This window comes from Pseudoduganella sp., assembly GCF_041914865.1.
Lineage (GTDB): Bacteria > Pseudomonadota > Gammaproteobacteria > Burkholderiales > Burkholderiaceae_D > Rugamonas.
In genome coordinates, this window is the sequence record NZ_JAYSCO010000077.1 from 1 (window position 1) to 25587 (window position 25587).

The window sequence follows — 25587 nt, forward strand, 5'->3', positions numbered from 1 at the left end:
TCCAGCAGCGCGGTTTCTTCGCCGCAGATGTAGGCGCCGTAACCGTGGTGCGCGTGCAGCTGGAAGCTGAAGTCCGAACCCATGATCTTGTCGCCCAGGAAGCCGGCGGCGCGCGCCTCTTCCAGCGCTTCTTCAAAGCGCAGGTAGTCCTGGAAGATCTCGCCGTGGATGTAGTTGTAGCCCACGGTGATGCCCATCGCGTACGCGCCGATGGCCATGCCTTCGATCAGTGCGTGCGGGTTGTAGCGGATGATGTCGCGGTCCTTGAAGGTGCCCGGTTCGCCTTCGTCGGTGTTGCAGACGAGGTACTTCTGGCCAGGGAACTGGCGCGGCATGAAGGACCATTTCAGGCCGGTCGGGAAACCGGCGCCGCCGCGGCCGCGCAGGCCGGAGGTCTTCAGGTCGGCGATGATCTGCTCCTGCGGGATCTTCTCTTCCAGGATCTTGCGCAGCGCCGAATAGCCGCCACGCTTCACGTAGTCGGCCAGGTGCCAGTTGTCGCCGTTCAGGTCTTTCAGGATCAGCGGGTTGATGTGACGGTCGTGCAGGCAGGTCATTTCTTCAGTTCCTCCACGAGGGCGTCCAGTTTGTCGTTGCTCATGTGGGAGCACATGCGGTGGTTGTTGACCAGGATGACCGGCGCGTCGCCGCAGGCGCCCATGCACTCGCCTTCCATCAGCGTGAACTCACCGTCTTCGGTGGTGCCGCGGAAGTCGATGCCGAACTTGGCCTTCAGGTGCTCGGCCGCTTTCACGCCGCCGGACAGTGCGCATGGCAGGTTGGTGCACACGGTGATCTTGTGCTTGCCGACCGGCTTCAGGTTGTACATGTTGTAGAAGGTGGCCACTTCCTGCACGGCGATGGCCGGCATGCGGATGTAGTCGGCCAGTTCCTTCATCACTTCTGGCGAAACCCAGCCCAGTTCCACCTGGGCGTGGGCCAGCGCGGCCATCACGGCCGACTGGCGCTGGTCGGCCGGATACTTGGCCAACTCGCGGTCGATTTTTTTATAGCATTCTTGGGATAACAGCATTTCTAGCCCTTAGCGGTCGATTTCACCGAAAACGATGTCCTGGGTACCGATGATGGTCACGGCGTCGGCGATCATGTGGCCGCGCGACATTTCGTCCAGACCCTGCAGGTGGGCGAAGCCCGGTGCGCGGATCTTCATACGGTATGGCTTGTTGGCGCCATCGGAGATCAGGTAGATACCGAATTCGCCCTTCGGGTGCTCCACCGCGCTGTATGCCTCGCCTTCCGGTACGTGGAAGCCTTCGGTGAACAGCTTGAAGTGGTGGATCAGCGATTCCATATTGGTCTTCATGTCCAGGCGCGACGGCGGCGCCACCTTGCGGTTGCTGGTCATGACAGGACCCGGGTTGGCTTTCAGCCAGGCCACGCATTGCTTGATGATCTTGTTCGACTGGCGCATTTCTTCCACGCGCACCAGGTAGCGGTCGTAGGAGTCGCCGTTGGTGCCCACAGGGATGTCAAAGTCCATCTTGTCGTACACCTCGTACGGCTGCTTCTTGCGCACGTCCCAGGCGATGCCCGAGCCGCGCAGCATGGCGCCGGTGAAGCCCATGGCCATCGCGTCTTCCGGCGATACCACGCCGATGCCGACGGTACGCTGTTTCCAGATACGGTTGTCGGTCAGCAGGGTCTCATATTCGTCGACGTAGGTCGGGAAGCGCTTGGTGAAGTCTTCGATGAAGTCGAGCAGCGAGCCCTGGCGGTTCTCGTTACGCTCGGCCAGCGCCTTGGCGTTGCGGATCAGCGATGCCTTGTACTGCGGCATGGAATCCGGCAGGTCGCGGTACACGCCGCCCGGACGGTAGTAGGCCGCGTGCATACGCGCGCCGGACACCGCTTCATAGCAGTCCATCAGGTCTTCGCGGTCGCGGAAAGCGTACAGGAACGGGCCCATCGCGCCCACGTCCAGCGCGTGCGCGCCCAGCCACAGCAGGTGGTTCAGCAGGCGGGTGATCTCGTCGAACATCACGCGGATGTACTGCGCGCGGATCGGCACTTCCAGGCCGAGCAGCTTCTCGATCGCCATCACGTAGGCGTGCTCGTTGGACATCATGGACACGTAGTCCAGGCGGTCCATGTACGGCACGGATTGCAGGTAGGTCTTCTGTTCGGCCAGCTTCTCGGTGGCGCGGTGCAGCAGGCCGATATGCGGGTCGGCACGCTGGATCACCTCGCCGTCCAGCTCCAGCACCAGGCGCAGCACGCCGTGCGCCGCAGGGTGCTGCGGACCAAAGTTCAGGGTGTAATTCTTAATTTCAGCCATTTCTTACTTCCCGTAGTTTTCTTCGCGGATCACGCGCGGCACGTTTTCGCGCGGCTCGATGGTCACAGGCTGGTACACCACGCGCTTCTGTTCCGCGTCGTAGCGCATTTCCACGTAGCCCGATACCGGGAAGTCCTTGCGGAATGGGTGGCCGATGAAGCCGTAGTCGGTCAGGATGCGGCGCAGGTCGTTGTGGCCTTCGAAGATGATGCCGTACAGGTCGAACGCTTCGCGCTCGAACCAGTTGGCGGCGCGCCAGATCGGGGTCACGGAGGCCACGATCGGCATCTCGTCGTCGGGCGCGAAGACGCGCACGCGCAGGCGCCAGTTCTTCTGGACCGACAGCAGGTGGGTCACGGCGGCGAAGCGCAGGCCATCCCAGGTGCCTTCACCGTAGGTCGAGTAGTCGACGCCGCACAAGTCGATCAGCGTATCAAAACGCAAAGCTGCGTCGTCGCGCAGCTCTTGCATTACCTGGTAGTAGTCCCCAGATTTGACTGTAATCGTCACCTCGCCCAGCGCGACGACGACGGAGGCCCGCTCGCCCAGCTTTTGCTCAAGGGCGGCGACCAGTGTTTGCAGATGTGTGTTCATATGGTCTTAGCGCGCGATCGTATTGGTCTTCTTGATCTTGTTGTGCAGCTGCAGGATGCCGTACAGCAGGGCTTCCGCGGTCGGCGGGCAGCCAGGCACGTACACGTCCACCGGCACGATACGGTCGCAGCCGCGCACCACCGAGTACGAGTAGTGGTAGTAGCCGCCGCCGTTGGCGCAGGAACCCATCGAGATCACCCAGCGCGGATCCGGCATCTGGTCGTAGACCTTGCGCAGCGCAGGCGCCATCTTGTTACACAGGGTGCCGGCCACAATCATCACGTCGGATTGACGTGGCGACGGACGGAACATGAAACCGAAACGCTCCAGGTCGTAACGGGCCGCACCAGCATGCATCATCTCCACTGCACAGCAAGCCAGACCGAACGTCATCGGGTACATGGAACCCGTGCGCGCCCAGTTGATTACCGTGTCAAAGGTAGTGGTGATGAAGCCTTCGTTAAATACGCCTTCAATAGACATGGCTTATTCCCAATCAAGGGCACCTTTCTTCCAGATATACCAAAAACCGACCACGAATTCGGCGATGAACACCATCATCGTCACGTAACCCTGCCAGCCCAGTTCACGCATGGAGACACCCCATGGGAAGAAGAATGCAGTTTCAAGGTCGAACAGAATGAACAAAATTGCGACGAGGTAGTAACGCACGTCGAATTTCATACGCGCGTCTTCGAAAGCTTCGAAGCCGCACTCGTAAGGGGAGAGTTTAGCCGCATCGGGCTTGTTCGGGCCAAGGATATGGCCCAGCACTTGCGGGACTACGCCGACGCCAAGGCCGACGAGCAGGAAAAGAAGGACGGGGAAGTAATTTTCGAGGTTCACGATTGGTAAGCTTTAGTTGATTTACGCTCGACCCCAATCATTTAAAGCTGAGACCAGGATCAAACGACACATCCTCGTAAAAAAACCAGCTAAGCCATGAATTTCACATTCATACGACCTGCTGGCTCTTTGATTTTTTGCTTGGTGCCGACGACGAGACTCGAACTCGTACAGCTTGCGCCACTACCCCCTCAAGATAGCGTGTCTACCAATTTCACCACGTCGGCATTAAGGCCGCTATTCTACACTGTCATCGCGCCTTTGTTAATGCACATTGCGCATAATCAAGAAGAAAAGCGGCAAAAATTTTAAAATTGCCAGTTTTACTTCGCAGGCGACGCGGCAGGAGCCGCTGCCGCCGGGGCTGCCGGGGCCGACGCGGCCGGAGTGGCGGCAGCAGGAGCGGCCGGCGCCTCCACCGCAGCCGGGGCCGGGGTTGCAGGGGCCGGAGCCGGAGCAGCCGACGGGATTGCCGCCGCGCCTTCCACCACCGTCGGGGCCGGAGCCTTGGCATTATCCATCACGCCGGCGCCAGCCGATACATTGCCCTTGCTGGCCAGGACCGACAGGCCCAGGGTCGCGCCGAAGAAGATGGCGGCGGCCAGCGCGGTCGACTTGGACAGGAAGTTGGAGGAGCCCGAGGCGCCGAACAGGCTGCCGGACGCGCCGGAACCAAAGGCCGCGCCCATATCGGCACCCTTACCATGCTGCAGCAATACCAGGCCGATGATCGCCACCGCGGAAATGACCTGTACTACGATAATCAGATTGAACAAAGTGTTCATGCTATTCCATTCTCAATTAAAGAAATTACAACTCAGGCGGCATTGATGATGGCGAGGAAGTCCGCCGCCTTCAGTGCCGCACCGCCAATCAGGCCGCCGTCAATGTCCGGCTGCGCCAGCAGTTCTTTGGCGTTTTCCGGCTTCATGCTGCCACCATACAGGATTTGCATGCCGGCGGCTGCCGCCGCATCCTTCTGTGCCACCCGCGCGCGCAGCAGTGCATGCACTTCCTGCGCCATGTCGGGGGTGGCGGTCTTGCCAGTACCGATCGCCCATACCGGCTCGTAGGCCAGTACGATGCGGGCCAGCTGTTCGCTGCCCAGCACTTCCAGCACAGCGTCCAGTTGCGCGCCGACCACGTCGGCGGTCTTGCCCGCCTCGCGCTCGGCCAGCGTTTCACCCACGCAGACCACCGGCACCAGGCCGGCGTTCACGGCGGCCAGCGCCTTTTGCGCGACCAGCGCACTGCTTTCCTGATGGTAGGAGCGGCGTTCGGAGTGACCGACGATGGCGAATTTGCTGCCGAAGTCCAGCAGCATGGCGGCCGAGACTTCACCGGTGTAAGCACCTGCGGCGTGGGCCGACACATCCTGCGCACCCCAGGCGATGGCGCTGCCTGCGAGTTCAGACTGGCATTGTGCCAGATACGGGGCCGGGACGCAGACCGCGGTATCGGCCTTTGCATCGCCCAGGCCTGCCTTGATACCGGCCAACAGGGTAGTGTTGGCGGCACGGCTGCCGTTCATTTTCCAGTTACCGATTACGAGTTTGCGTCGCATAGTAGCTTAATTTTTAATAACCCGTAATTGTAGCGTGCGCCGCAAACCCGGGTCAAACGCTAGACTCCGGGCCCATGAAAAATAAACTTTTTGATATCTTTTCAGGCTTCGCCCTGACCCTGCCGCTGGCCATGCTGGCGGGCGTGGTGGCGCTCGGTGTGGACGGCGATTCCGGCGCCCTGTTCCTGGCCGCCACCGGCAGCACCCTGCTCCTGGCCTGGCCCGCCCTGTCCCAGTTCTGCCACCAGGGGCGCCAGCGTGGCCGCCGCCACACCTTCCGCCTGCGCCTGATCGCCGGCCTGCTCCTGCTGCCGCCCGTGGCCAGCGCGGTCATGTTCGGCATGGTCAGGCTGCCCTCCGGCTACGCCGGCGGCGTTTGCTTCCTCATCATGTGCGTGGCGGGCGGCACCACCGTGTTCCTGGGCTGGCTCGGCGCCGCCATCGTCTACGCCTTCGGCGGCCGCGAGGCGCAGCTATGAAGGCGCTGCTGGTCGCTTCGCTGCGCTTTCTCATGGGGTGCCTTGTCGGATTCCTGCAAGCCCTGCTCCTGGCCATCATTCTGGCCTGGATGCTCAAAAGTGAACTTGCTTTCCCCACGGTGCTGCTGCTGGCCTGGCCGCTCCTGACCTGGCGCAGCCTGCGCAAGGCGCGCGGCGGCAAGGAGCGGGCGCCGCTGGTGCGCCGATCAGTGCTGCCCCTGCTGGCGTTGCCGGTGGCGCTGACCTTCCCCGTGGTGGCTTTGATAAAGAATGCCACGGGCTACGCCGGCGTCGGGGTTGGCATTTTAGGCGTGGCCGTCCTGCTGTTTGCCTACGCCTTCTGCTGGGGCTCGGCCCTGGTGGCCGCGCTGGCGCACCTGGCCAGTCGCCGGAAGGGACCTTAAATCACCTGCAGCATGATCTTGCCGACGTGGGTGCTGCCCTCCATCAGGGCGTGCGCCTTGGCCGCCTGCTCCAGCGGGAAGCTTTCGTAGATCACCGGCTTGATATCGCCGGCCTCGATCAGCGGCCACACCTTTTCCCGCAGCTGGCGCGCGATGGCAGCCTTGAAGGCCACGGAGCGCGGCCGCAGCGTGGAGCCGGTGATGGTCAGGCGGCGCCGCAGCACCTGCCCCATGTCCAGCGTGCCCTTGGCGCCGCCCAGCAGGGCAATGATGGCGATGCGGCCATCATCGGCCAGGCAGCTGATTTCGCGCGGCAGGTAATCGCCGCCCACCATGTCCAGGATCACATCGACCCCGGTGTCGCCGGTCAGCTCACGCACTACTGCCGCAAAGTCCTCGGTGCGGTAGTTGATGCCGCGCGCCGCGCCCAGCTTCTCGCAGGCGCGCGCCTTCTCGTCGCTGCCGGCGGTGGCGAAGACGCGGTGGCCAAGCGCCGTGGCCAGCTGGATCGCCGTCACGCCGATGCCGGAAGTGCCGCCCTGCACCAGCAAAGTCTCGCCCCGGCCCAGCTGCGCGCGGTCGAACACATTGCTCCACACGGTAAAGAAAGTCTCGGGCAGCGACGCCGCCTGCAGCGGCGACAGGCCGCGCGGCACCGGCAGGCACTGCTCGACCGGCGCCGTCACGTATTCGGCATAACCGCCGCCCTGCACCAGCGCGCACACCATATCGCCCACCTTGAAGCCGCTGGCGGCCAGGTCGCCGTCGACGATCTCGCCCGCCACTTCCAGGCCCGGGATATCGGTGGCGCCGGGCGGCGGCGCATAGCTGCCCATGCGCTGGAACACGTCCGGCCGGTTGACGCCGGCCGCATGCACGCGGATGCGCAGCTCGCCCTGCCCTGCCACCGGCAGCGGGCGCTGGCACAGGCGCAGCACGTCGGCCGCGCCGGGTTTCGGGATCTCGATTGCACGCATCATGGGCTCACCTCTTTGGGAAAGAGGCGATTGTAGCGCTTACACGCCGAAGCGGGCGCCCATGCCAAGCAGGGTCGCCACGCCCAGCGCGGCAAACATGGCGGCGGCGATGCCGTGCACCAGCTTGAGCGGAATTTTGGCCGCCAGCTTGTCGCCCGCGAACACGGCCGGCACGTCGGCCAGCAGCATGCCCAGCGTGGTGCCGGCCACCACCATCAGCGGATCGGGGTAATGCGCGGCCATGGCCACGGTGGCGACCTGGGTCTTGTCGCCCATCTCGGCCAGGAAGAAAGTCACCAGGGTTGCGCCGAACACGCCGAAGCGGGTGGCGATATGGGTTTCGTCGTCTTCGATCTTGTCCGGCACCAGGGTCCAGGCGGCCATGCCGAGGAAGGACAGGCCAAGCACCCAGCGCAGCACTTCCGGCGTGAGCATGGCGGTGATCCAGGCGCCCAGCGCGCCGGCCAGGCCATGGTTGAAAATGGTGGCGACCAGGATGCCGGCGATGATGGGCAGCGGCTTTTTGAAGCGGGCGGCCAGCAGGAAGGCCAGCAGCTGGGTCTTGTCGCCGATTTCGGCCAGGGCGACGACGCCGGTTGATACGAACAGGGATTCCATGATGTGTTTCCAGGCCGGGCACGGACGAATGACCACAACGCGCCCCCGGCCTAAATCGGCGGCGCTGTGGTCAAAGGTCTTGCCAAGTGCGGGACCGCGTATGCCATGGCCTGTGGGCCAAGTGTGTTGACATAGGCCTCCTCCGGGGTGGAGGAGAGGCTACTCCCCGATGACGGGGCGGATTATAGCAGGATAAACCGGGCTTACCCGCCGCCCGTCCGCGACGCCCGCGGCAGCGGCGTGCCCCGCTTCCAGGCCGCCGACAGCGCCTGCCCCTCTTCGATCTGCTCCTGCGTCATGCCGCGCGCTACCGCCGCGCGCTGCTCGGCCGCGTTGGCCGAGCCGCCCGCCGCCGCCAGGTTCCACAGCATATAGGCGATCACATTATCCTGCGGCATGCCGCCGATGTGGTACCGGTACATCAGCCCCAGCACCTGCTGCGCATCCGCATGCCCCTGCTCCGCCGCCTTGCGGAACCAGGTCACCGCCTCCTTGTGGTCCTGGATCACGGCGTTGCCGGTGTAGTACATGGCGCCGACCACATACTGCGCATCCGCCTTGCCCTTGGTCGCGGCCTTGCGGTGCCAGGCCAGCGCCTGCTTGTAGTCCTGCGGCACGCCGCGGCCCATGTAATACATCAAGCCGAGCAAATGCTCGGCATCCGTATTCCCGGCCTTGGCCAGCGGCAGGATCTCCTTGTAGGCCAGCGCATAGTTCTTGTTGTTATACGCCGTGGCCCCTTCCGCGAAACCGGCGTAGGCGCTGGCCTGTAGTCCCAGCGCGATGCCGATCGCGAACAATATGCCTCGTAGTTTTGTCATGGTGCTTTGGATTGTTCTGTTTTATGCACTACAAAGTATTCTTTACTTCCAGCTCACCTTACCCAGCCCGTCCACGCTGACGTTGCGGTTGGCCGGCTTGCCGTACACGGTGACGGAACCGAGTCCGCTCAGGTTCAGGTTGGCGTTCACGGATGCGTTGATGGTGGCGTTACCCAGGCCGCTCAGCTCCAGGTTCACGTCCTCCGCCTTGAACTGCTGCGCGTTCAGGCCGCCCAGGCCGCCCAGCGTCGCGCGCAGGTTCTTGCTGCGGCCGCCGATCGTGATGTAGCCCGCGCCCTGCAGGTCCAGGTCGACGTTCTCGTTCTCGGTCACCCACACATGCATGCTGCCCACACCGCCCAGGTTGGCCTTCAGCTTCTTGTAATCGCACACCACCTTCATGCTGCCGGCGCCATCCAGGGTCAGGTCGATGTTGTCGCCGCTGAAGCCGCTCACCTCCGACGTGCCCACGCCTTCCGACACCAGCTCGCGCAGCTGCGGCAGCACCAGCTCCACCTTCACCGCCGAGCGGTTCAGTTTTACGCCGCGGCTATCGGTATCGAGGTAGAGCGTGTCGCCGGTCTGCACCGCCGTCACCTTGTTGACGTAGCGCTTGTCGGTGGTGATGTTCAGGGCCGGCGTGTCGCCGCGGCGCAGCTTGAGGTCGATCACGCCGTCAAGCTTGACGCGCACCACACGCGCATCGATGGCCCGCGATTCCGTGGTCGTCTCGTCGGCGCGGGCCAGGCCCAGGCACAGACAGAACGCGGTCAGCAGCAAGCCAATCTGGAATGGTTTCTTCATCATGTATCCTTGGTCAGTCATCGGCGCATTATCACAGGTTGGCAGCTACCAGGACAAAGGGCAGCTCGGGGATCGCGCTGGTGGCTTCGGCGGCGGCATCGGCCGGCGACAATGGCTGGGCCGGACGGATCGCCTTGGCAGTTGCCATATTAATACCACCGATGACCAAAAGGGTGGCGACGAAGATGGCTTCCATGTGTTTAGCGATTTTCATTTTGCTCTCCCCGAGACGGATGTTTTTCGATGCTTCCATCTTATCGGCGGTCCCCGCCAGCGTCCCGCCCTATGCGACGAAATGCAAAAAACAGGGAACAGGCGGATAATTCGCCAGCCTTTTTGTCATTCCAGAGGGAAATATAATGAATAAGAACCTGTCACTGCTGGCCACCCTGGCCGCCGCCGCCCTGCTGGCGCCCGCCGCCCACGCGGCGCCGGCCAGCGCCAGCGCGGCCCACAAGCTGTACCTGGCCAACTGCGCCCAATGCCACGGCAAGGAGATGGAAGGTGCCGCCGGCCCCAGCCTGGCCGACGCCACCTGGCTGCACGGCCAGCCGACCAGGGCCAACCTGGTGCGCCTGATCAGCAAGGGCGTGCCGGAGAAAGGCATGCCGGGCTGGGACAAGCAGCTCAACGCCACCCAGATCGGCCAGCTGGCCGAATACCTGATGCCGACCAATGTCGCCGCCCGCAAGGCCGCCGGCGCCGCTCCAGCCAGCGCAGCCGCACCCGCCGCCGCCAGCGCACCGGCCGCCGCCAGCCTGGCCAACCTGAAGCTGCCCAAGGGCTTCCAGATCGCCGTCTACGCCGACAAGGTCGAGAGCGCGCGCGAACTGGCCGTCAGCGACAGCGGCCTGGTGTTCGTCGGCTCGCGCAAGGCCGGCAAGGTGTACGCCCTGGTCGATGCCGACAAGGACGGCGTGGCCGAGAAAGTGGTCACCGTGGCCGAGGGCCTGAACAAGCCGATCGGCGTCGCGCTGCTGAACGGCGCGCTGTATGTGGGCGAGATTTCGCGCATCATCAAGTTCGACGACATCGAAAAGACTTACGCCAGCAAGCCGGCCTATAAAGTCATCAAGAGCGACCTGCCGACCGACACCTGGCATGGCGAGAAGTACATCAAGGCCGGCCCGGACGGCAAGCTGTACGTGCCGATCGGCGCCCCGTGCAATGTCTGCGACAAGGAAGACGACGCCTACGCAAAGATCTGGCGCATGAACCCGGACGGCAGCAACTGGGAACTGTTCGCGCGCGGCGTGCGCAACACCGTCGGCTTCACATGGCATCCGCAAACGCGGGAGATGTGGTTCACCGATAACGGCCGCGATGAGCTGGGCGACAACCTGCCCTCGGACGAGCTGAATATCGCGCCGCGCCCCGGCATGCATTTCGGCTTCCCTTACTGCCATGCCGGCGCCCTGCCCGACCCGCAGTTCGGCAAGGGCAAGAACTGCGACGCCTACACCGCGCCGGTGGCCGCACTGGGCCCGCACGTGGCGTCGCTCGGCCTGGCCTTCTACACCGGCACCCAGTTCCCCGAGCAGTACCGCAACCAGTTGCTGGTGGCGGAGCACGGCTCCTGGAACCGCACCAACAAGATCGGCTACCAGGTGCGCCTGCTGACCCTGCACGGCAACAAGGTGCTGAGCGACACGGCCTTCATCGACGGCTTCCTGCAGAACGAAGAAGTCAGCGGCCGGCCGGTCGATGTCGCCGTCATGCCCGATGGTTCGATACTGGTTTCCGACGACCACGCGCACAAGGTGTATCGCGTTACCTACCGCCCCTGATCGGGCATATGCAAACCGTATCGGCGCGGCGCCTTCAATCAAAATATTGAAATGCCACCCGCTCGGACCGAGACTATATTGGAAGTGCCAGACAACAATTTTAAGCTGGCATGCTTGGTCCAGAACGGGAGGCAGGTATGAAGCATTCCTTAGCTGCCGCCGTGCTGCTACTGCTCGCTGCAACCGCAGCGGCGCAAAGCAGCACCGGCGCAGACCAATCGGTGGTGGTGCCCGCGCAGAAAGCCAATACCCAGCATCGGCTCATCTCTCCGCAAGACTTCTACCAATACCAGGGCGCCTACGCCCTGTCCAATGGCCAGACCCTCACGCTCACGCGTGGTGCTGTGCGCCTGTATGCGCAGCTTGGCCAGCAACCCCGGCAGGAAATCTACTGGTACGGCGACGGCCGCTTCACAGCCGCCGACGGCAGCCTGGCCATGAACATTGTCTGGCTTGATGAAGACACCGTGACCGGTGAACTGAGCTTCACGCCGCGCATGGCTGGCGCATCGCGCATTCAAACCAACATCGCGTTCGCTGCACGCTAAACGCGGGGGCAATTTGGCGCTGGATTCTTGCGGCGCCGCGGAGTATATTGAAACGAGCCAGGTCATTTTGAGAACCTGGCCACACCCAAGCAAAAAATGGAGGCAATCATGAAGCGGCTAGTGGCAGCCTGCAGCTTGTTTGCGCTCGCCTTCACGGCGTTTGCACAAAGCAGCGGCGATCAGAAAGTTGTGGTTCCCGCCTTGAAAGAGGCCCAGATCCAGCGTAGTTATATGTCCCCCAGCGACTTCGCTCGCTACAAGGGCTCATACGAGCTTTCCAACGGCAAGACCCTCTACCTCACACGCAAGGCAACCCGCATGTATGCCCAGGTTGACGAGCAGACCCCGCATGAAATCATCGGCTCCACCAACGGCAAATTCCAGGCCCTGAATGGCAATATGGCGATGCACCTGGTGATCGCCTCTGACGATACGGTCAGCGGCGAACTGCACTACATCGACGAGGCGCAAAAAGTAGCCGGCCTGCCGCTGGTAACGCACGTCAGGTTCGCAGCCCGCTGAACTACGGCGGGAAAAGCTCCAAGGCATACGCATCGAGGATAACGCGCTAGCCGCGGGCACGTCCGGGCCGCCAGCTCGCAGCTTTGCTGGCGGTCTCTTTTTGTTACTGGCGCAGTGCCGTCTCATCCACCCCGGGCTGGCGCACCAGCAGGCTGCGCACTGCCCCTTCCGCATCGCGCTGGAACTCCAGGCGCGCCAGCGAACCTTCCATGTAGAAGCTGTCCGGCCCATACGCCATGATGGGCGCGGCGTCGCGGCCATCGCGCTGCAGGGTAAGCCGGTCGCCTTCGCGCCGCACGACGCGCCGCGTCTGTCCGGCACCGACATAGGTGCCGACGAAGGCGTCCAGCGCTTGCGGCGCCAGCGCAAGCGGCTTGTAGTCCGGGAAGGGCTGGCCGATGGCGATGGCGGCAGTCTTGTAGGCGATGACCGGAGTGTTGACCGCGCCGCCATTGCCGTTGGTGAGCACGGCCACGAACACTTTATCGTCCGGCAGGCGTAGCGCCTGCGCCGTGAAGCCCGGGATCGAACCGCCATGGTGGACCATGCGGTGGCCCGCCAGCGTGCCGATGTTCCAGCCGTAGCCGTAATGGCACGGCGCGCCCTGCGGCAGGCTGCAGGCAGTGAAGGCCTGGCGCCAGGTGGCGGCCTGGAGCAGCTTGCCGCCGCTGACGGCGGCGTCCCAGCGCGCCATATCGTCCACCGTCGTCACCAGGCCGCCGGCGGCATAGGCGATCTTCACATCGATGTCTGCCACCGGGACGATCTCCTTGCCTGCCAGCCGGTAGCCCTTGATGCGGCGTTTGGCGCTGCGCTCATTGCCCTCATGCGCCGTGTCGCGCATGCCCAGCGGCTCGAAAATGTTCTTCGCCACATAGTCGTGGTACGGCATGCCCGACACCTTCTCGATCACCATGCCAAGCAGGAAGTAGCCGGAGTTGCTGTACTTGTGCTGCTCGCCCGGCGCGAATTCCAGCGCTTCATCCCTGAACATGCCGTACACCTGCTGGATGGCCACGTTCTCCTTGGGCAGGTTGCGCATGGCCTTCAGCTCGGTGTAGTTGGGAATGCCGGAAGTATGGTGCAGCAGGTGTTCGAGCGTGACCACCCTGCCTTTGTCCGGGAAGTCCGGCAGGTGCTTGCGGACATCGTCCTGCAGCGACAGTTTGCCCTGCTCCGCCAGCTGCAGGATGCCCACCGCCGTGAACTGCTTGGAGATGGAGCCCATGCGTAGCTGCATATCGGGCTGCATCGCCGTCTTCGCCGGCAGGTCCGCCAGGCCGTAGGCTTTGCGGAACACCGGCTTGCCGTCGCGCGTCACAATCACCGTGGCGCCCGGCCAGTCCGGCTTGAACATGGGCGCCAGGGCGGCATCGATGCGCTGCTCGAGCGGCGTTTCCGCCGCCGCAAATGGCGCCTGCAGGAGAAAGAGTGTTGCGGCACACAGTGCTGGTATCTTCGTCACGGCCTGGCCTCCTCAAAAAGCCGCATGCTAGCGCCGCCCCGGCGCCGTCTCCAGCGCGCGCCGACGAATGGTTGATCGGAGGGGGCGAATGGCGCCTGGCGCCGATCAATTGAAGACGCGCTCCGCGCTTTCGTCGCCGTAGATGCCGTGCAGCGTGAAGCCGGTGACGGCACCATCCGGCCCGCGCGCAAAGTCGATGGTGGCCAGCGCGCCCTCCAGGAAGAACTTATCGGCCGCATAGGGCCGCAGCCCCACTGCCGCACGCCCCTTGCGTTCAAAACGCAGGCCGCCGCCATCGAAGCTGATGGTGCGCATGCCGTTGTCCGCCATGCGGTAGCTGCCCGCAAAAGAGGCCAGCGCCAGCTTGGCCATGGGGATCGCCCTGTACGACGGAAAGGGATCGCCGGCCGCCATGGCCGCCGCGGTAAACGCCACCCGTTCGGTGTTCAGGATGGTGCGGTTGCCGTTGCCCAGCACGGCTACGAACACCTTGTCGTCCGGCAGGCGGATAGCCTGGCTGTTAAAGCCTGCAATGTCGCCGCCGTGCGCCACCAGCCTGTGGCCGCGCATGGTGCCGGTGCTCCAGCCGTAGCCGTAAGTGCATTTGCCGCCGCCCGGCAAGGCGCATGGGGTAAAGGCTTGCTGCCAGCTGGCAGCCGTGAGCAGCTTGCCGGCGCTGATCGCCGCGTCCCAGCGCGCCAGGTCGTCCACCGTGGAGACCAGCGCGCCCGCTGCGTACGGCAAGGTCATGCTGATGTGCGGCGCCGGCCGATAGCCGCCCAGGAAGCCTTCGCGATAGCCGGTCACGCGCCGCCTGGCGCTGCGCTCGTGGCCTTCATATGCGGTATCCCGCATACCCAGCGGTTCGAAGATTTGCTGCGCCAGGAATTGCGCATACGGCATGCCCGACACCTTCTCGATGATCGCCCCCAGCAGGAAATAGCCGGAGTTGCTGTACGCCCAGCGCTCGCCCGGCGCAAAATCCAGCGCCTCGTCCTTGAAGGAGTCGATCACCTGCTGCACGCTGCGGTCGCGCTCCCCGAACAAGGCGTAGCCCAGCATGCCGGTGTAGCTGGGAATGCCAGCCGTGTGCTGCAGCAGCTGGGCGATGGTGATGCGCTGGCCCTGCGCCGGATAGTCCGGCAGCAAACGCGTCACCTCGTCCTGCAGCGACAGCTTGTCCTGCTCCGCCAGCATCAGGATCGCGACGGCAGTAAACTGCTTGGTGATGGAGCCGATCCTCAACTGCATCTCCGGCTGCAGCGGCGTGTTGCGGTCAACATCGGCCAGGCCGTACGCCTTGCGGAACACCGGCTCGCCGTCTTTCACCACGATCACGGTGGCGCCCGGCGCGCCGGACTTGAACATGGGTGCCAGCGCCGCATCCAGGCGCTGCGCCAGCGGCGCCTCGGCGCGCACCGGCGCGGCCAGGGCCGCCGCCAGCGCCAGCACCGCAATACTCAGCTGGCGCACGTCACGCCCCTTTTCCACCGGGCGACTTGTGCGCCCAGGCTTCCCGCACCAGCTGCTTGACGGTGGCCGCGTCGGCTGCGGCCAGCTGCAGGCGCACGCCCACCACCCTGCCGCCCCATAGCAGTTTCTCAGCAAAGCCGGAATGCAGCGCCAGCACTTCTTCGCGCCGCGCTTCGGGGATGAATACGTTGATGGACTGCTGGTCCGGCGGCACGGTGGCAAAGATCTTGCCGTTGACGCGGAAGGAGCCATAGTGGTGGTGCGGCGCCTCGCTGGCGCCTGGCAGCGCCAGGGCAAAGGCCCGCACCGTGGCAAACTTCACTTGGCGGCCGGCTTGCTGATCTTGCCGTGCACCTGGTTCACCATCATCAGCCCGGCCGAGCCGAAATGGGTGTGGTACTCGGCCACCATTTCGCCTTTGATGATGACGGGATCGGTCGCCACCAGCGCTTTGGCCTCGTCGATGCTCTCCACCGCGAAGATGAAGATGCCGCGCGCGCCATCCACGCCATCGAGCGGGCCGGCGTAGGCCAGCTTGCGCTCGTTGGCCAGGCGCTGGATATTGGCCATATGGCCGGCAAACATTTCGCTACGTTCCGGCCCGGCCGGCACCTTGTTCGGTCCGCTGCGCAGCACCACGAAGACATAGCGGCGCATGCCGTTGTCGTTGCCGCCCAGCGATTTGGCCAGTTCCGCGTCATAGGCTGGCGTGGCCGTAGCCTGCGCCTGCGCGTTTCCACCCAGCAGCAGCGCCGCCAGCAAAGCTGCGCATCCGATTCCCTTCATTCTCCCCTCCAGGCGCTTATTTGAATTGCCTAGAGTGTAACGTTAGCGCAACGCTTCCGCCACCTGGTCGGCAAATGCCATGCCGTGCAGGTGGGAGGCCAGCTGGATGGTGAGCATGGCGCACATTTCGGGACTACCCTGGCGCACCATGCAGCGCTCCACATGCCGGGCGGCAAATGCCTCGGCCTGGGCCTGGTTGGGGTCGTAGGCAAAGGTGTGGGCCGAAGCCAGGGCGGTAAGCAGCACGGCCCCGCCATAGCGGGCAAAAGACATGGCATCTCCTGAAAGCTTGCTTGAATACCGATGCTACGCCGTCAATATTTCGCCTTAATGACGCAAAATGTTTCCAACATGCAAACAGCTTGTTGCCATCATTAAACGGAACTTACTAGAAACTTCCCGTAGCCCATCGGTTTACTGTACGATGCTCCACTTAGTGATGATTCACTTGCGAAAAATCAAAGCAATAGGGAAAAAGGATGGAATTTCGGTTGGGCGCTAGCGCCATTGCCAGCTCGCAAAGCGTGCGTCCCCGTTCCAGTAAAGCGTCCCTATTGGCGAAAGTCGCCTGCGCGGTCGCCCTGACCCTTGCCGCCGGTGCGGAAATCAAACGCTGGTACCACTCGGCCTCGCACCAGGCGCCCGCCGCCATGCTGATCGAACCGGCCCAGCGCGGCAAAATCAATTTCGTGCCGCGCAGCGCCACCCTGCTTCCCAAGCCGCCCAACGCGCCTTCGGCCCATGCCAGCGCGATCACGCCTTTGAGCGGCGGCCGCATGGCCGCCTTCTGGTGGGCCGGCAGCCGCGAAAGCGGCCCCGATGTCAAAGTCTACGCCGCCCACTGGGTCGATGGCAAATGGTCGCAGCCATGGGAAGTGGCCAGCCGCGACAGCCTGGGTACGGCCCTGGGCTATGGCGTGCGCCGCATCGGCAACCCGGTGGCCTGGGCCTCGGCCGACGGCCGCATTGACCTGTTCGTAGTGGCCACGGGCCTGGGCGGCTGGGCCGCCTCGCGCATCGTGCAACTGGTCTCGCACGACCAGGGCAAGAGTTTCAATGTCAAGCGCCTGCTGCCGATGTCGCCGCTGTTTAATACCAGCACCCTGGTGCGCACCACCCCGGTCGGCCTGGCCGACGGCGGCTGGCTGCTGCCGGCCTATTTTGAGATGGGCATCAAATACCCGCTGATGCTGGCCTTCGACCCGGCCGGCGACCCGCGCTGGATTTCCCGCATCGGCCAGCGCACGGCCGTGCTGCAGCCGACCATCGTGCCGTTCTCCCGCTCTGAAGTGCACGCCTGGATGCGCGACTCCAGCAGCGAACAGAAAGTCCAGCATGCGCGCAGCAGCGATGGCGGCGTGAACTGGGACGACCTGCCGCCGCTCGACCTGCCGAACCAGAGTACCTCGCTCAGCGCCGTACGCCTTAGCAACGGCAGCATCGCCCTGCTGCACAACCACGTGGTGCCGGGCGGTTCCGACCGCAATATCCTGCGCCTGTCGGTCACCGACAATGGCCGCAACTGGGCGCGCGTGATCGACATCGCGCAAGGCAGCGCCGGCGAAGAGTTCTCCTACCCCGACCTGCACCAGGTGGGCAACGAACTGCACATCACCTACACCTCGCGCCGCGAAGCCATCGCCCACCACGTGATCGACCTCGAATTCGGAGGAAGCCCTTAATGACCCTGCCTGACCTGGTACTGCAAGGTACCTACGGCAGGCTGGCATGGGCAGTGGTATTCGCCGCTGCATGTGCCGGCCTGTTGCCCGTAGCACTGCAACGTTCGCGCCGCGCCATCGCCCTGCTGCTCGCCACCCTCATGGTGCTGATGCTGCTGCCGGGCCAATATTCGCCGGCCTACTGGATCGCCCTGGCCCTGCAGTGGCCAAGCGCCCTGCTGGTGGGCCTGTGCCTGGTACGCCTGGCCCGCCCATGGCGCGCCGCCGGCGCGGCAGAAGGCATTCCCCTGCCCGCCGCTGCCGTCCTGGCCCTGCTCGGCATCCTGCTCTACCTGGATGCGCTGGGCCTGGTCCGCCTGGGATTGTATTACTGGGGCTTCGGCCCGCGCGCCGCGCCACTGGTGGCGCTGGCCCTGATGGCGCTGTGCGCGGCCGGCATCGCGCGCGGCCTGAAACAGGCCCACCTGTTCGCCATGCTGGGCGCGCTGGCCCTGTTCGCCGTGCTGCGCCTGCCAACCGGTAACCTGTGGGACGCCCTGCTCGACCCGCTGCTGTGGATCTGGGCGGTGCTGTCGCTGGCAATGAAAACGATCAAAATCAAACAAGGAGTAGTTCAGTGGTAAATCGCAAATGGTATTCGCATCCAGTCCTGCTGGCTGGCATCGCGATCAACGTATTTGTGCTGTTGTTGGCGGTAGGTGCGAAAAGCTCGAGCGCACAACTGGCGCGCCTGGTGACCGAAGACGGCCTGGTCGAATGGATGCAGTTCCTTACCTTCGCCATGACGGCCGGCCTGCTGGTCTTTGCCGGCGTTGAGCGCTGGAAGCGCGGCAAGCTCGATCTGGCCACCCTCGGCCTGCTGGGCCTGGGCCTGCTGGTGGCCGCCGCCGCCATGGAAGAAATCAGCTGGTTCCAGCGTGTGCTGAACGTGCAGTCGTCCGAATTCTTCGTACAGAACAACCGCCAGGGCGAAACCAACCTGCACAACCTGGCCATCGGCAGCAGCGGCAGCATCCACAAGACCATCATGCTGAAGATGATCCTGCTGGTCGGCCTGACCCACAACGTGGTGCTGCCGCTGCTGGCGCGCAGCCGCCCTGCCGTGCGCGCCTTCGTCGAAAAATTCGGCGGTTACCTGCCGCCGCTGCCGGTAGCCCTGGTCTACCTGGTGCTGGTGGCCCTGTCGCACGTGCTGATCGACCATCCGCGCAAAGGCGAACTGGGTGAGCTGTTCGGCGCCGTGCACTACATGAGCACCGCTTTTGCCGCCTACTTCCTGGGCTTCGGCTACGGCCAGCAGCCGGTGTGCCAGACCCCGTCCGAAAACCGCCTGCTGGACAAGCTGTTCACCTGCCTGATGGCCTTCCTGCTGCTGACCGCCTGGCTGCTGGCTGCCGGCACCGGTGTTGAAAAGTACCTCGCATCGTGAACCGCGTCGCCGCCCGCCTTGCACGCCTGACCCAATGGGCAGGCCCTTATGCGACCCTGCTCCAGATGCTGGTGGCAGGCTTGCTGCTGCTGTCCGTTTCGCGCCTTGGCCTGGTGGCTTGGCAATGGGAACGCGTCAGCGCCACCGGCATCGTCGGTGAAATCCTGGTGCAAGGCGTGCGCGCCGACCTGATCCTGCTCGGCTACCTGCTGGCGTTGCCGCTGCTGCTGGCGCCAGTGCTGGCGCAGCGCTACTCCGAGCGCGCCTGGAAGACGTTTACCGTGGCCTGGGCCAGTTTCGGCCTGCTGTTCATCGTCTTCATGGAACTGTCCACGCCGCAGTTCATCATGCAGTACGACTTCCGCCCGAACCGCCTGTTCGTCGAATACCTGTCCTACCCGAAAGAAGTCGCCGCCACGCTGTGGAACGGCTTCCGCCTGGCCGTGATTGTCGGCATCAGCGGCACCATCCTGCTGTCCGTGCTGCTGTTCCGCATGCTGAAGTCGGCCGCCGCCGGCACCGGCATGTGGTCGCCCAAGCTGGTGCTGCTGACCTGGCCGCTGCTGGTGCTGCTGCTGGCCTTCCAGATCCGCTCCACCACCGACCACCGCCCGGCCAACCCGGCCACCTTCGCCCTGACCGGCGACGCCATGGTCAACTCCATCATCATCAACTCGCCCTGGTCGGTGATCGACGCGATTGCCTCGATGCGCAAGGAGGCCAACTCCTCCGAGATCTACGGCAAATTCCCGCGCGAGAAAGTCTTCCCGACCGTGACGGCCGCCCCATGGCTGCGCGACTACCAGTTCAACAACCCTGAGCTGCCCACCCTGCACGCGCAGCAGGCCGCCATCGCGCGCGACAAGCCGCTCAACCTGGTGATCGTGCTGGAAGAAAGCCTGGGCGCCACCTTCGTGCAATCGCTGGGCGGCCTGCCGGTCACGCCGGAGCTGGAAAAGCTGAAGAACGAAGGCTGGTGGTTCGAACAGCTGTACGCCACCGGCACCCGCTCCGTGCGCGGTATTGAAGCCGTGGTGGCCGGCAATGCGCCGACCCCGGCGCGCAGCGTGGTCAAGCTCTCGCTGGCACAGCAGAATTTCTACACCCTGGCCATGGGCCTGGGCAAACAGGGCTACCACACCGAATTCGTGTACGGCGGCGAAGCGCACTTCGACAATATGCGCAGCTTCTTCACCGGCAACGGCTTCCAGAACGTGGTCGACCGCGGCGACATGCAGCCCAAGTTCGTGGGCAGCTGGGGCGCCTCCGACGAAGACCTGTTCGACAAGTCGCTGGAGCGCCTGAAGCACCTGCACGCGCAGAAGAAGCCCTTCTTCAGCCTGATTTTCAGCTCCTCCAACCACGAGCCGTTCGAGTTCCCCGACGGGAAAATCGAACTGCACGACCCGGTCAAGCAAACCGTCAACAACGCCGTCAAATACGCCGACTACGCGCTGGGCAAATTCATCGCCGAAGCCAAGAAGCAGGACTACTGGAAGGACACCGTGTTCCTGATCGTGGCCGACCACGACAACCGCGTCTACGGCAACAGCCTGGTGCCGGTGAAGAAGTTCCACATCCCGGGCCTGATCCTCGGCGCCGACGTGCAGCCAAAGCGCATCACCACCCTGGCCAGCCAGATCGACCTGGGCCCTACCCTGCTGTCGATGATCGGCATTTCCAGCAGTCACCCGATGATTGGCCGCGACTTCGTGAAGGACAGCACCACCCCGGGCCGCGCCATCATGCAGTTCGATAACTACTTCACCTGGTTGGAAGGGAATACCGCCACCATCCTGCGCCCCGGCCAAACGCCGCTGATCGGCCAGTACGACTTCGCCAAGGGCGAACTGCAGCTGACCGACACCAAGCCCACCGAGGCCCAGGTTGAGCAGGCCATGGCGCACGTGATTGCCCCGTCCCTGCTGTATCGTGAGCAGCGCTATCGCCTGACGAAGTAAAATGGGCGCTTCTGCCCGCAGGAGCGCTCCATGAAAATCACCGCCACGGTTCGCAGCTCGCCCCAAGCGCACGAAGCGCACGTCGCCACCAACGGCGTCGCGCAAACACTGCCGGTGCCCGCAAAGAGCACCGGCCAAGGCTCCGCCGTGAATGGCGGAGAATTCCTGATGCTGGCCCTGGCCACCTGTTACTGCAACGACGTCTACCGCGAAGCCGAACGGCTGCACATCCCGGTCGAAGCCGTGCACGTGGAGGCCAGCGCCGACTTCCCCGGCCGCGGCCTGGCCGCCACCAATATCCGCTACTACGCCCGCATCACCTCATCCGCTCCGGACGACGTGATCGCCGCATTGCTGCGGCAGACCGACGCCGTGGCCGAAGTGCAAAGCACCCTGCGCAGCGGAGCCGTAGTGCGTTTCGAATAGGGGCCGGGTCAGTCGCAAGCCTCGCCGGTTGCGACGATCTTCCACTTGCCCTTAACTTCTGCCATCTCAAAGCTGGCAACGCAAACATCGCCGCTGCTATACATGACGCTTACCCCGTTTCCGGTTGACACGACGGAAGTATCCCACGCCTCCATCTGGACCAGTTTCAGCGAAGACGCCTTCGCCTTGCGTACCGCAGCGCCCTCCTCGTCCCCGCCAGCGCGCACCTTGAACGGGTTGGCCGTGCGCTCGAGGACATACTTGCGCGCCTCCGCCGACTGCCCGCAGAGCATTTTGGCCGCCAGGGTCCAGGCCTCGTGCGCCGCATTGCCTCCCGCAGCAGCCACAACCTCCTTCTGCAAGCGGCCCAACTCCGCCTTCGAGCAAGCATTCTTCATGACCATATCGCTCTGGTAGAAGTTGGGCCTGTCCGGCAACTGCGCCATCGCTGGCGCCACGCAAACACCCGCCAGTAAAAGCATACCAATCAACCGCCCCATCATTTCTCCTCGCACTCAAGACCTAATTGCGCTTTGAACCTTCGCGCATCTTCCGGGGTTTCCCTGGTTAAAAGCGCACAAGCCGTGAAGTTTCCGAAAGTCCGTCGTTGCGGGTTATCCCTGTAAGTCCAGTCGACAATCAACTCCCGCCCAAACTTGATGCGCTGCCCAAGCCTGAACTTCTTCACCATTTGCGGCTCATTTGCCAACGTGCCGGTGAACTGGTCCCCTGACCACTTGAAATCGTCCACCCAGAAATACTCCGTGTTCGCACCTTCACTGATCGCGACCTTGAGCGCATAACCGGACGTACCCGGCGCCTTCGACGATGCTTTGCTGAGGAAGGCATCCAACGTCGCACGCCCCTTTTCAAATGCTCGCTTCATTGCCAGCTCTTCGTTTCGCATGGCGATCAGCTTGTCGTCTCTCATTTTCTCAACGAGCGAGGACGCATTTGCACCCAGCGCCGCAAACAACGTTACCGCCACAAGAACTCGCTGCATGCTCCCCCAGAAAAGTCACTGCGCAACGGTCCACCAATCATCCAAATGCACGACCGTGCATGGCTTATTGTTCGGCTTAACGTACTTGCTGCAAGCCGCGATCGCATCCTCCGCCGCAACGCGCGGCGAGGTACGATTGATAGCCCAGCCCCAACTACCGTCAGGCGCCTGCGCAAAGGCTTTGCTCCCCGCTCCAGGCAGGTACTTCTCAAAGAACACCTGCTTGGCAGTGTTCACCCGCAAGACATCCCCAGCAGCCAACGCCCCCGTAGGACGCGCGCGCTCGCCGACAAAACGCAACCACTCCACTTTGTGATACGACTGCGGCACGACGTAAAGCAGCCAGGACTTGGAGCGGCTTTCCGACTTAAGGTAGAGATGCTCGTTCACACGATAGAGCGTGGCCCGGCGCACGGATTCGCCATGGTAAGGAATCTTATCCATCCCCGGCCCCTGGCGGTAATGCACGATAAGGGTCAGGCCGTCGGGCCCGCACGACCATTCGTCGTTGGCGAACGAGCGAGAAGCGACAACCTGCCCGCCGATCAAATACTTGACCGACATACCCTGGTCAGCATCCAGGGCCAGCGCAAAGGTACGCGGCAATGCATGCCTGACATCCGGCTGCACCTGCTGGACCGGCAAACCCAGGGCCACCCAGATCCCATCGTATCTGGAACCTGATTTCTCGCCCAGCTGGCTAGCTGGGAACTGCTCATACTCCCAACGCCGCTCGTTAGGATCGATATACGAACCCTGGACCTCGGCGCAATCCCCAGACATACCCACCAGCGCCGGCCAGCCCAAAGGATAGGCTTGTACCGTTTCAGTCGAAAAGATGGTGTCCCACAAAGTGGTGTATGAAGACTGCGCCGGAATCGGCGCTTAGGAAGGCTGCCTGAAGGGGGCGGCCATTGTGACTCTTAAGGTAAATTTGGGTTTGCGAAGACTCAACTCAACCATTAGGAGGCCACAATGACCACCGCCACTATCGCACTTTCTGAGCTTGCCGAAAAGGGAGCAGACGCAGATTTCATTCGCCAGACGCTGCAGCATGCTTTGCAGCGCCTCATGGAAATGGATGCCGAATCACTTTGTCGGGCTGCTTACGGTGAGCGCACTGACGAACGTCTCAACAGCCGCAACGGCTACCGCGATCGGGTGTACGAGACCCGAGCCGGCAAGGTCGAGCTGAAAATTCCCAAACTGCGCAGTGGGACCTACTACCCCGGATTCCTGGAGCCGCGCCGCACCGCCGAGAAGGCGTTGACGGCCGTGATTCAAGAGGCCTACATCCAAGGTATTTCTACCCGCTCGGTCGATGAGCTGGTGAAGGCTATGGGCATGAGCGGCGTGTCAAAGAGCCAGGTTTCACGGTTGTGCGAGGAAATCGACGAGCGCGTTCACGCTTTCTTGAATCGTCCCATCGAGGGCGACTGGCCGTACCTCTGGATCGATGCCACTTACGTCAAATCCCGCGAGGGTGGGCGCGTCGTTTCCGTGGCCGTGATAATCGCCGTTGCGGTCAACACCGATGGTGTGCGCGAGATCCTTGGTGTTGCCACAGGCGCCTCCGAGGCCGAAACTTTCTGGACCAATTTCCTGCGTAGTTTGACCCGTCGCGGGCTGCGCGGCGTGAAGCTAGTCATTTCGGATGCTCACGAAGGGCTTAAGGCGGCCGCCAGTAAGGTTTTGAAGACGAGTTGGCAGCGGTGCCGCGTCCACTTCATTCGCAATGCCTTGGCCCATACCGGCAAAGGGCAGCGCCAGGCGGTGCTGGCGATGATCAACACGATCTTCGTGCAGGAGACCGCGGAGGCAGCCGCAAGCCAGTGGCGCACCGTCGCCGATCAACTGCGCGCCAAGTTCCCGAAGCTTGCCTCCATGATGGACGAAGCAGAAAGCGAGGTTTTAACCTTCATGAGCTTCCCGCGTGCACATCGAACGCAGATTCATAGCACTAATCCCCTGGAACGCCTAAATGCCGAAATTAAGCGGCGTACCAACGTGATCGGCATTTTCCCCAATGACCGCGCCATCGTGCGCCTGGTGGGAGCTATGATGCTGGAGCAGAACGACGAGTGGTCACTGCAGCGACGCTACATGCAGCTTGAAGGATTGCAAAGCTTGAGCGACAATCAGTCCGCACGGCTCTCCGCCGTGATCAACTGACCGGGGACCCAGCCCCTTGAGAATCACATCTCATACACCACTTCTGGGGACACCATCGTCGAAAATGTCCCCGCGCTGGCCAACGCGGGAAGTAATAAGGCACTCAGTAAAGCAAGTTTCATCTGCACGCACACGTAGTAAAAGCGCGCGCATCATAACGTGCCACGGGAGGAAAAAATCTATCCAATATCCACGAACGCGCCAACTCATTCCCTGCCCTTGTGCTGCGATAGCCCCAGCCACACAAGCCGGGCGCCAGTGAGCAGCATGACGGCGAAGAGCAGGTAATGCCCCCAGCTCGCCTCAACCTTTAGCCCATCGCCCAACAAACCCAGGCTGGCAGCGATACTCAAAGCAGGAATCAGCACACCAATAACACCCACAGAGAGGAGCACAAGCTGCTTACGGCCTTCGTTCATACTCATTTGATTTCATCCAGTGACAAGAAACAGGCAACAAGTGCCAGGCAGGGCCGGAGTTTGCCGCAACCGCGCCGCCATGGCAACCGCAAGCCGCCCGTCAGTCGCGCTTGTAGAGCGCCTCAATGGTGCTGGAGCCGAGCGAATTCGCCTTCACTAGATAGCCCCCCAGCGCAGCAGAAGCATTTTCCGGAATATCCAGTTCCCGCGACAGTGCATGCACCGTGAACTGATAGCGATGCACACCATGCTTCGGCGGCGGACAAGCCCCGCCAAAGCCTCTCACACCATGCGGAAATTGCATTCACCTTCGATCGCACCCCATTCCTTTTGCCCGTTAAAGCCGTTCCAAGCTTTAGCCAACTCACCGAAAAATCTTGCAGGAGCTCGACCATAGGGAGGATTCTCAACCTCGCGCGTCGCGCGTAAGCCACGCCTCAACAATGATCGCGTAGGTGTAATGACCCAGCGGTTCCTGCTCAACTTAGGCCGCTAATCTAAATGTCTCAGC

The 25587-nt window shown here is 63.1% G+C and carries 33 protein-coding genes, 1 tRNA gene, 1 pseudogene and 1 riboswitch; of the genes and pseudogenes, 11 read left to right on the forward strand and 24 right to left on the reverse strand.

The window, feature by feature from the left end:
* From ACE3TQ_RS24200 to tpiA, 9 genes and pseudogenes are all read right to left on the reverse strand, one after another.
* A pseudogene (locus tag ACE3TQ_RS24200) lies at positions 1 to 557 on the reverse strand (NADH-quinone oxidoreductase subunit F); the annotation flags it as partial.
* The gene (nuoE, locus tag ACE3TQ_RS24205; protein WP_342117603.1) at positions 554 to 1033 is read right to left on the reverse strand and encodes an NADH-quinone oxidoreductase subunit NuoE; all 480 of its coding nucleotides are present in this window, start codon (positions 1031 to 1033) and stop codon (positions 554 to 556) included. The gene nuoE and the pseudogene ACE3TQ_RS24200, both read right to left, overlap by 4 nt.
* A 9-nt stretch (positions 1034 to 1042) precedes the next feature.
* On the reverse strand, positions 1043 to 2296 hold the full coding sequence (locus ACE3TQ_RS24210; RefSeq protein WP_374585833.1) for an NADH-quinone oxidoreductase subunit D: 1254 nt from the start codon (positions 2294 to 2296) through the stop codon (positions 1043 to 1045).
* Positions 2297 to 2299: 3 nt separating this feature from the next.
* Positions 2300 to 2890 (reverse strand): NADH-quinone oxidoreductase subunit C, encoded by a 591-nt coding sequence (locus tag ACE3TQ_RS24215; RefSeq protein ID WP_374585835.1) that lies wholly within the window; start codon positions 2888 to 2890, stop codon positions 2300 to 2302.
* Between the two features lie 6 nt (positions 2891 to 2896).
* Entirely contained in the window at positions 2897 to 3373 is a 477-nt protein-coding gene (locus ACE3TQ_RS24220; protein ID WP_028104278.1) for an NADH-quinone oxidoreductase subunit B family protein, read from the reverse strand.
* A gap of 3 nt (positions 3374 to 3376) precedes the next feature.
* Positions 3377 to 3736, reverse strand: coding sequence for an NADH-quinone oxidoreductase subunit A (locus tag ACE3TQ_RS24225; protein WP_161025933.1), 360 nt, complete (start codon positions 3734 to 3736; stop codon positions 3377 to 3379).
* Between the two features lie 142 nt (positions 3737 to 3878).
* Positions 3879 to 3963, reverse strand: a tRNA-Leu gene (locus ACE3TQ_RS24230).
* Between the two features lie 96 nt (positions 3964 to 4059).
* Positions 4060 to 4521, reverse strand: a complete 462-nt coding sequence (gene secG, locus ACE3TQ_RS24235; protein ID WP_374585837.1) for a preprotein translocase subunit SecG — start codon at positions 4519 to 4521, stop codon at positions 4060 to 4062.
* 32 nt (positions 4522 to 4553) lie between these two features.
* Positions 4554 to 5300, reverse strand: a complete 747-nt coding sequence (tpiA, locus tag ACE3TQ_RS24240; protein WP_374585839.1) for a triose-phosphate isomerase — start codon at positions 5298 to 5300, stop codon at positions 4554 to 4556.
* A 74-nt stretch (positions 5301 to 5374) separates the two neighbouring features.
* On the opposite strand from tpiA, the gene ACE3TQ_RS24245 reads away from it, so the two are divergent.
* Both ACE3TQ_RS24245 and ACE3TQ_RS24250 read left to right on the forward strand, forming a co-directional pair.
* On the forward strand, positions 5375 to 5779 hold the full coding sequence (locus ACE3TQ_RS24245; RefSeq protein ID WP_374585841.1) for a hypothetical protein: 405 nt from the start codon (positions 5375 to 5377) through the stop codon (positions 5777 to 5779).
* Positions 5776 to 6183: a hypothetical protein gene (locus ACE3TQ_RS24250; RefSeq protein WP_374585843.1), complete on the forward strand. Its 408-nt coding sequence runs from the start codon at positions 5776 to 5778 to the stop codon at positions 6181 to 6183. The genes ACE3TQ_RS24245 and ACE3TQ_RS24250 overlap by 4 nt, the downstream gene beginning before the upstream one ends.
* Here ACE3TQ_RS24250 and ACE3TQ_RS24255 read toward each other — a convergent pair.
* The 5 genes from ACE3TQ_RS24255 to ACE3TQ_RS24275 form a co-directional block, all read right to left on the reverse strand.
* Positions 6180 to 7160, reverse strand: coding sequence for an NAD(P)H-quinone oxidoreductase (locus ACE3TQ_RS24255; protein WP_374585891.1), 981 nt, complete (start codon positions 7158 to 7160; stop codon positions 6180 to 6182). The two genes, ACE3TQ_RS24250 and ACE3TQ_RS24255, sit on opposite strands and share 4 nt — an antisense overlap.
* Positions 7161 to 7199: 39 nt before the next feature.
* A complete protein-coding gene (locus ACE3TQ_RS24260) occupies positions 7200 to 7778 on the reverse strand; it encodes a TMEM165/GDT1 family protein (RefSeq protein ID WP_374585845.1) in 579 nt (192 codons plus the stop codon).
* Between the two features lie 5 nt (positions 7779 to 7783).
* Positions 7784 to 7958, reverse strand: a riboswitch (yybP-ykoY riboswitch).
* 23 nt (positions 7959 to 7981) lie between these two features.
* The gene (locus tag ACE3TQ_RS24265) at positions 7982 to 8599 is read right to left on the reverse strand and encodes a tetratricopeptide repeat protein (protein WP_374585847.1); all 618 of its coding nucleotides are present in this window, start codon (positions 8597 to 8599) and stop codon (positions 7982 to 7984) included.
* A 42-nt stretch (positions 8600 to 8641) separates the two neighbouring features.
* Positions 8642 to 9406: a GIN domain-containing protein gene (locus tag ACE3TQ_RS24270; RefSeq protein ID WP_374585849.1), complete on the reverse strand. Its 765-nt coding sequence runs from the start codon at positions 9404 to 9406 to the stop codon at positions 8642 to 8644.
* 28 nt (positions 9407 to 9434) lie between these two features.
* The gene (locus ACE3TQ_RS24275; protein WP_374585851.1) at positions 9435 to 9617 is read right to left on the reverse strand and encodes a hypothetical protein; all 183 of its coding nucleotides are present in this window, start codon (positions 9615 to 9617) and stop codon (positions 9435 to 9437) included.
* Between the two features lie 145 nt (positions 9618 to 9762).
* On the opposite strand from ACE3TQ_RS24275, the gene ACE3TQ_RS24280 reads away from it, so the two are divergent.
* The 3 genes from ACE3TQ_RS24280 to ACE3TQ_RS24290 all read left to right on the forward strand — a co-directional run bounded on the left by ACE3TQ_RS24280 (position 9763) and on the right by ACE3TQ_RS24290 (position 12260).
* Complete coding sequence (locus ACE3TQ_RS24280; protein WP_374585853.1) at positions 9763 to 11190, forward strand: PQQ-dependent sugar dehydrogenase; 1428 nt, start codon at positions 9763 to 9765, stop codon at positions 11188 to 11190.
* 137 nt (positions 11191 to 11327) lie between these two features.
* Positions 11328 to 11738 carry a hypothetical protein gene (locus tag ACE3TQ_RS24285; RefSeq protein WP_374585855.1) on the forward strand — a complete coding sequence of 137 codons (411 nt, stop codon included), beginning with the start codon at positions 11328 to 11330 and terminating at the stop codon, positions 11736 to 11738.
* A 108-nt stretch (positions 11739 to 11846) separates the two neighbouring features.
* Positions 11847 to 12260 (forward strand): hypothetical protein, encoded by a 414-nt coding sequence (locus tag ACE3TQ_RS24290; RefSeq protein WP_374585857.1) that lies wholly within the window; start codon positions 11847 to 11849, stop codon positions 12258 to 12260.
* A gap of 103 nt (positions 12261 to 12363) precedes the next feature.
* Here the strand turns inward: ACE3TQ_RS24290 and ACE3TQ_RS24295 are convergent, their stop codons facing one another.
* The 5 genes from ACE3TQ_RS24295 to ACE3TQ_RS24315 all read right to left on the reverse strand — a co-directional run bounded on the left by ACE3TQ_RS24295 (position 12364) and on the right by ACE3TQ_RS24315 (position 16257).
* A complete protein-coding gene (locus ACE3TQ_RS24295; RefSeq protein ID WP_374585859.1) occupies positions 12364 to 13725 on the reverse strand; it encodes a serine hydrolase in 1362 nt (453 codons plus the stop codon).
* Between the two features lie 105 nt (positions 13726 to 13830).
* A complete protein-coding gene (locus ACE3TQ_RS24300; RefSeq protein ID WP_374585861.1) occupies positions 13831 to 15198 on the reverse strand; it encodes a serine hydrolase in 1368 nt (455 codons plus the stop codon).
* A gap of 1 nt (position 15199) precedes the next feature.
* Positions 15200 to 15520, reverse strand: a complete 321-nt coding sequence (locus tag ACE3TQ_RS24305; RefSeq protein WP_374585863.1) for an MmcQ/YjbR family DNA-binding protein — start codon at positions 15518 to 15520, stop codon at positions 15200 to 15202.
* Complete coding sequence (locus tag ACE3TQ_RS24310) at positions 15517 to 15984, reverse strand: YciI family protein (protein WP_374585865.1); 468 nt, start codon at positions 15982 to 15984, stop codon at positions 15517 to 15519. The genes ACE3TQ_RS24305 and ACE3TQ_RS24310 overlap by 4 nt, the downstream gene beginning before the upstream one ends.
* A 42-nt stretch (positions 15985 to 16026) precedes the next feature.
* Positions 16027 to 16257, reverse strand: coding sequence for a hypothetical protein (locus ACE3TQ_RS24315; RefSeq protein WP_374585867.1), 231 nt, complete (start codon positions 16255 to 16257; stop codon positions 16027 to 16029).
* 206 nt (positions 16258 to 16463) lie between these two features.
* Here ACE3TQ_RS24315 and ACE3TQ_RS24320 point away from each other — a divergent pair, with 206 nt between their 5' ends.
* From ACE3TQ_RS24320 to ACE3TQ_RS24340, 5 genes are read left to right on the forward strand one after another with little or no spacing between them, the layout of a single operon-like run.
* The gene (locus tag ACE3TQ_RS24320) at positions 16464 to 17666 is read left to right on the forward strand and encodes an exo-alpha-sialidase (protein ID WP_374585869.1); all 1203 of its coding nucleotides are present in this window, start codon (positions 16464 to 16466) and stop codon (positions 17664 to 17666) included.
* The gene (locus tag ACE3TQ_RS24325) at positions 17666 to 18289 is read left to right on the forward strand and encodes a hypothetical protein (protein WP_374585871.1); all 624 of its coding nucleotides are present in this window, start codon (positions 17666 to 17668) and stop codon (positions 18287 to 18289) included. Before ACE3TQ_RS24320 ends, ACE3TQ_RS24325 begins: the two co-directional genes overlap by 1 nt.
* A complete protein-coding gene (locus tag ACE3TQ_RS24330; protein WP_374585873.1) occupies positions 18283 to 19095 on the forward strand; it encodes a hypothetical protein in 813 nt (270 codons plus the stop codon). Before ACE3TQ_RS24325 ends, ACE3TQ_RS24330 begins: the two co-directional genes overlap by 7 nt.
* The gene (locus ACE3TQ_RS24335; RefSeq protein WP_374585876.1) at positions 19092 to 21056 is read left to right on the forward strand and encodes an LTA synthase family protein; all 1965 of its coding nucleotides are present in this window, start codon (positions 19092 to 19094) and stop codon (positions 21054 to 21056) included. Before ACE3TQ_RS24330 ends, ACE3TQ_RS24335 begins: the two co-directional genes overlap by 4 nt.
* 30 nt (positions 21057 to 21086) lie before the next feature.
* Positions 21087 to 21482: an OsmC family protein gene (locus ACE3TQ_RS24340; protein ID WP_374585877.1), complete on the forward strand. Its 396-nt coding sequence runs from the start codon at positions 21087 to 21089 to the stop codon at positions 21480 to 21482.
* Between the two features lie 8 nt (positions 21483 to 21490).
* Here the strand turns inward: ACE3TQ_RS24340 and ACE3TQ_RS24345 are convergent, their stop codons facing one another.
* Genes ACE3TQ_RS24345 through ACE3TQ_RS24355 form a run of 3 tightly spaced genes read right to left on the reverse strand, consistent with a single transcriptional unit; the run spans position 21491 to position 23337 of the window.
* Entirely contained in the window at positions 21491 to 21985 is a 495-nt protein-coding gene (locus tag ACE3TQ_RS24345; RefSeq protein ID WP_374585879.1) for a hypothetical protein, read from the reverse strand.
* Entirely contained in the window at positions 21982 to 22485 is a 504-nt protein-coding gene (locus ACE3TQ_RS24350; protein WP_374585881.1) for a YegJ family protein, read from the reverse strand. The genes ACE3TQ_RS24345 and ACE3TQ_RS24350 overlap by 4 nt, the downstream gene beginning before the upstream one ends.
* A 15-nt stretch (positions 22486 to 22500) precedes the next feature.
* Positions 22501 to 23337, reverse strand: coding sequence for a hypothetical protein (locus ACE3TQ_RS24355; protein ID WP_374585883.1), 837 nt, complete (start codon positions 23335 to 23337; stop codon positions 22501 to 22503).
* Positions 23338 to 23460: 123 nt separating this feature from the next.
* On the opposite strand from ACE3TQ_RS24355, the gene ACE3TQ_RS24360 reads away from it, so the two are divergent.
* Positions 23461 to 24657 (forward strand): IS256 family transposase, encoded by a 1197-nt coding sequence (locus ACE3TQ_RS24360; protein ID WP_374585885.1) that lies wholly within the window; start codon positions 23461 to 23463, stop codon positions 24655 to 24657.
* Positions 24658 to 24863: 206 nt separating this feature from the next.
* On the opposite strand, the gene ACE3TQ_RS24365 is transcribed toward ACE3TQ_RS24360, so the two are convergent.
* Together ACE3TQ_RS24365 and ACE3TQ_RS24370 are read right to left on the reverse strand one after the other, a co-directional pair.
* Positions 24864 to 25082, reverse strand: coding sequence for a hypothetical protein (locus tag ACE3TQ_RS24365; protein WP_374585887.1), 219 nt, complete (start codon positions 25080 to 25082; stop codon positions 24864 to 24866).
* A gap of 94 nt (positions 25083 to 25176) precedes the next feature.
* The gene (locus tag ACE3TQ_RS24370) at positions 25177 to 25380 is read right to left on the reverse strand and encodes a YbhB/YbcL family Raf kinase inhibitor-like protein (RefSeq protein WP_374585889.1); all 204 of its coding nucleotides are present in this window, start codon (positions 25378 to 25380) and stop codon (positions 25177 to 25179) included.
* Between the last annotated feature and the right edge of the window lie 207 nt (positions 25381 to 25587).

Excerpts from the sequence above, each read along its gene's own strand:
- nuoE (WP_342117603.1), bottom strand. The coding sequence starts at position 1,033 with ATGCTGTTATCCCAAGAATGCTATAAAAAAATCGACCGCGAGTTGGCC.
- ACE3TQ_RS24210 (WP_374585833.1), bottom strand. The coding sequence starts at position 2,296 with ATGGCTGAAATTAAGAATTACACCCTGAACTTTGGTCCGCAGCACCCT.
- ACE3TQ_RS24215 (WP_374585835.1), bottom strand. The coding sequence starts at position 2,890 with ATGAACACACATCTGCAAACACTGGTCGCCGCCCTTGAGCAAAAGCTG.
- ACE3TQ_RS24220 (WP_028104278.1), bottom strand. The coding sequence starts at position 3,373 with ATGTCTATTGAAGGCGTATTTAACGAAGGCTTCATCACCACTACCTTT.
- secG (WP_374585837.1), bottom strand. The coding sequence starts at position 4,521 with ATGAACACTTTGTTCAATCTGATTATCGTAGTACAGGTCATTTCCGCG.
- tpiA (WP_374585839.1), bottom strand. The coding sequence starts at position 5,300 with ATGCGACGCAAACTCGTAATCGGTAACTGGAAAATGAACGGCAGCCGT.
- ACE3TQ_RS24245 (WP_374585841.1), top strand. The coding sequence starts at position 5,375 with ATGAAAAATAAACTTTTTGATATCTTTTCAGGCTTCGCCCTGACCCTG.
- ACE3TQ_RS24250 (WP_374585843.1), top strand. The coding sequence starts at position 5,776 with ATGAAGGCGCTGCTGGTCGCTTCGCTGCGCTTTCTCATGGGGTGCCTT.
- ACE3TQ_RS24255 (WP_374585891.1), bottom strand. The coding sequence starts at position 7,160 with ATGCGTGCAATCGAGATCCCGAAACCCGGCGCGGCCGACGTGCTGCGC.
- ACE3TQ_RS24260 (WP_374585845.1), bottom strand. The coding sequence starts at position 7,778 with ATGGAATCCCTGTTCGTATCAACCGGCGTCGTCGCCCTGGCCGAAATC.
- ACE3TQ_RS24265 (WP_374585847.1), bottom strand. The coding sequence starts at position 8,599 with ATGACAAAACTACGAGGCATATTGTTCGCGATCGGCATCGCGCTGGGA.
- ACE3TQ_RS24270 (WP_374585849.1), bottom strand. The coding sequence starts at position 9,406 with ATGATGAAGAAACCATTCCAGATTGGCTTGCTGCTGACCGCGTTCTGT.
- ACE3TQ_RS24275 (WP_374585851.1), bottom strand. The coding sequence starts at position 9,617 with ATGAAAATCGCTAAACACATGGAAGCCATCTTCGTCGCCACCCTTTTG.
- ACE3TQ_RS24280 (WP_374585853.1), top strand. The coding sequence starts at position 9,763 with ATGAATAAGAACCTGTCACTGCTGGCCACCCTGGCCGCCGCCGCCCTG.
- ACE3TQ_RS24285 (WP_374585855.1), top strand. The coding sequence starts at position 11,328 with ATGAAGCATTCCTTAGCTGCCGCCGTGCTGCTACTGCTCGCTGCAACC.
- ACE3TQ_RS24290 (WP_374585857.1), top strand. The coding sequence starts at position 11,847 with ATGAAGCGGCTAGTGGCAGCCTGCAGCTTGTTTGCGCTCGCCTTCACG.
- ACE3TQ_RS24310 (WP_374585865.1), bottom strand. The coding sequence starts at position 15,984 with ATGAAGGGAATCGGATGCGCAGCTTTGCTGGCGGCGCTGCTGCTGGGT.
- ACE3TQ_RS24315 (WP_374585867.1), bottom strand. The coding sequence starts at position 16,257 with ATGTCTTTTGCCCGCTATGGCGGGGCCGTGCTGCTTACCGCCCTGGCT.
- ACE3TQ_RS24320 (WP_374585869.1), top strand. The coding sequence starts at position 16,464 with ATGGAATTTCGGTTGGGCGCTAGCGCCATTGCCAGCTCGCAAAGCGTG.
- ACE3TQ_RS24325 (WP_374585871.1), top strand. The coding sequence starts at position 17,666 with ATGACCCTGCCTGACCTGGTACTGCAAGGTACCTACGGCAGGCTGGCA.
- ACE3TQ_RS24340 (WP_374585877.1), top strand. The coding sequence starts at position 21,087 with ATGAAAATCACCGCCACGGTTCGCAGCTCGCCCCAAGCGCACGAAGCG.
- ACE3TQ_RS24345 (WP_374585879.1), bottom strand. The coding sequence starts at position 21,985 with ATGATGGGGCGGTTGATTGGTATGCTTTTACTGGCGGGTGTTTGCGTG.
- ACE3TQ_RS24350 (WP_374585881.1), bottom strand. The coding sequence starts at position 22,485 with ATGCAGCGAGTTCTTGTGGCGGTAACGTTGTTTGCGGCGCTGGGTGCA.
- ACE3TQ_RS24360 (WP_374585885.1), top strand. The coding sequence starts at position 23,461 with ATGACCACCGCCACTATCGCACTTTCTGAGCTTGCCGAAAAGGGAGCA.
- ACE3TQ_RS24365 (WP_374585887.1), bottom strand. The coding sequence starts at position 25,082 with ATGAGTATGAACGAAGGCCGTAAGCAGCTTGTGCTCCTCTCTGTGGGT.
- ACE3TQ_RS24370 (WP_374585889.1), bottom strand. The coding sequence starts at position 25,380 with ATGCAATTTCCGCATGGTGTGAGAGGCTTTGGCGGGGCTTGTCCGCCG.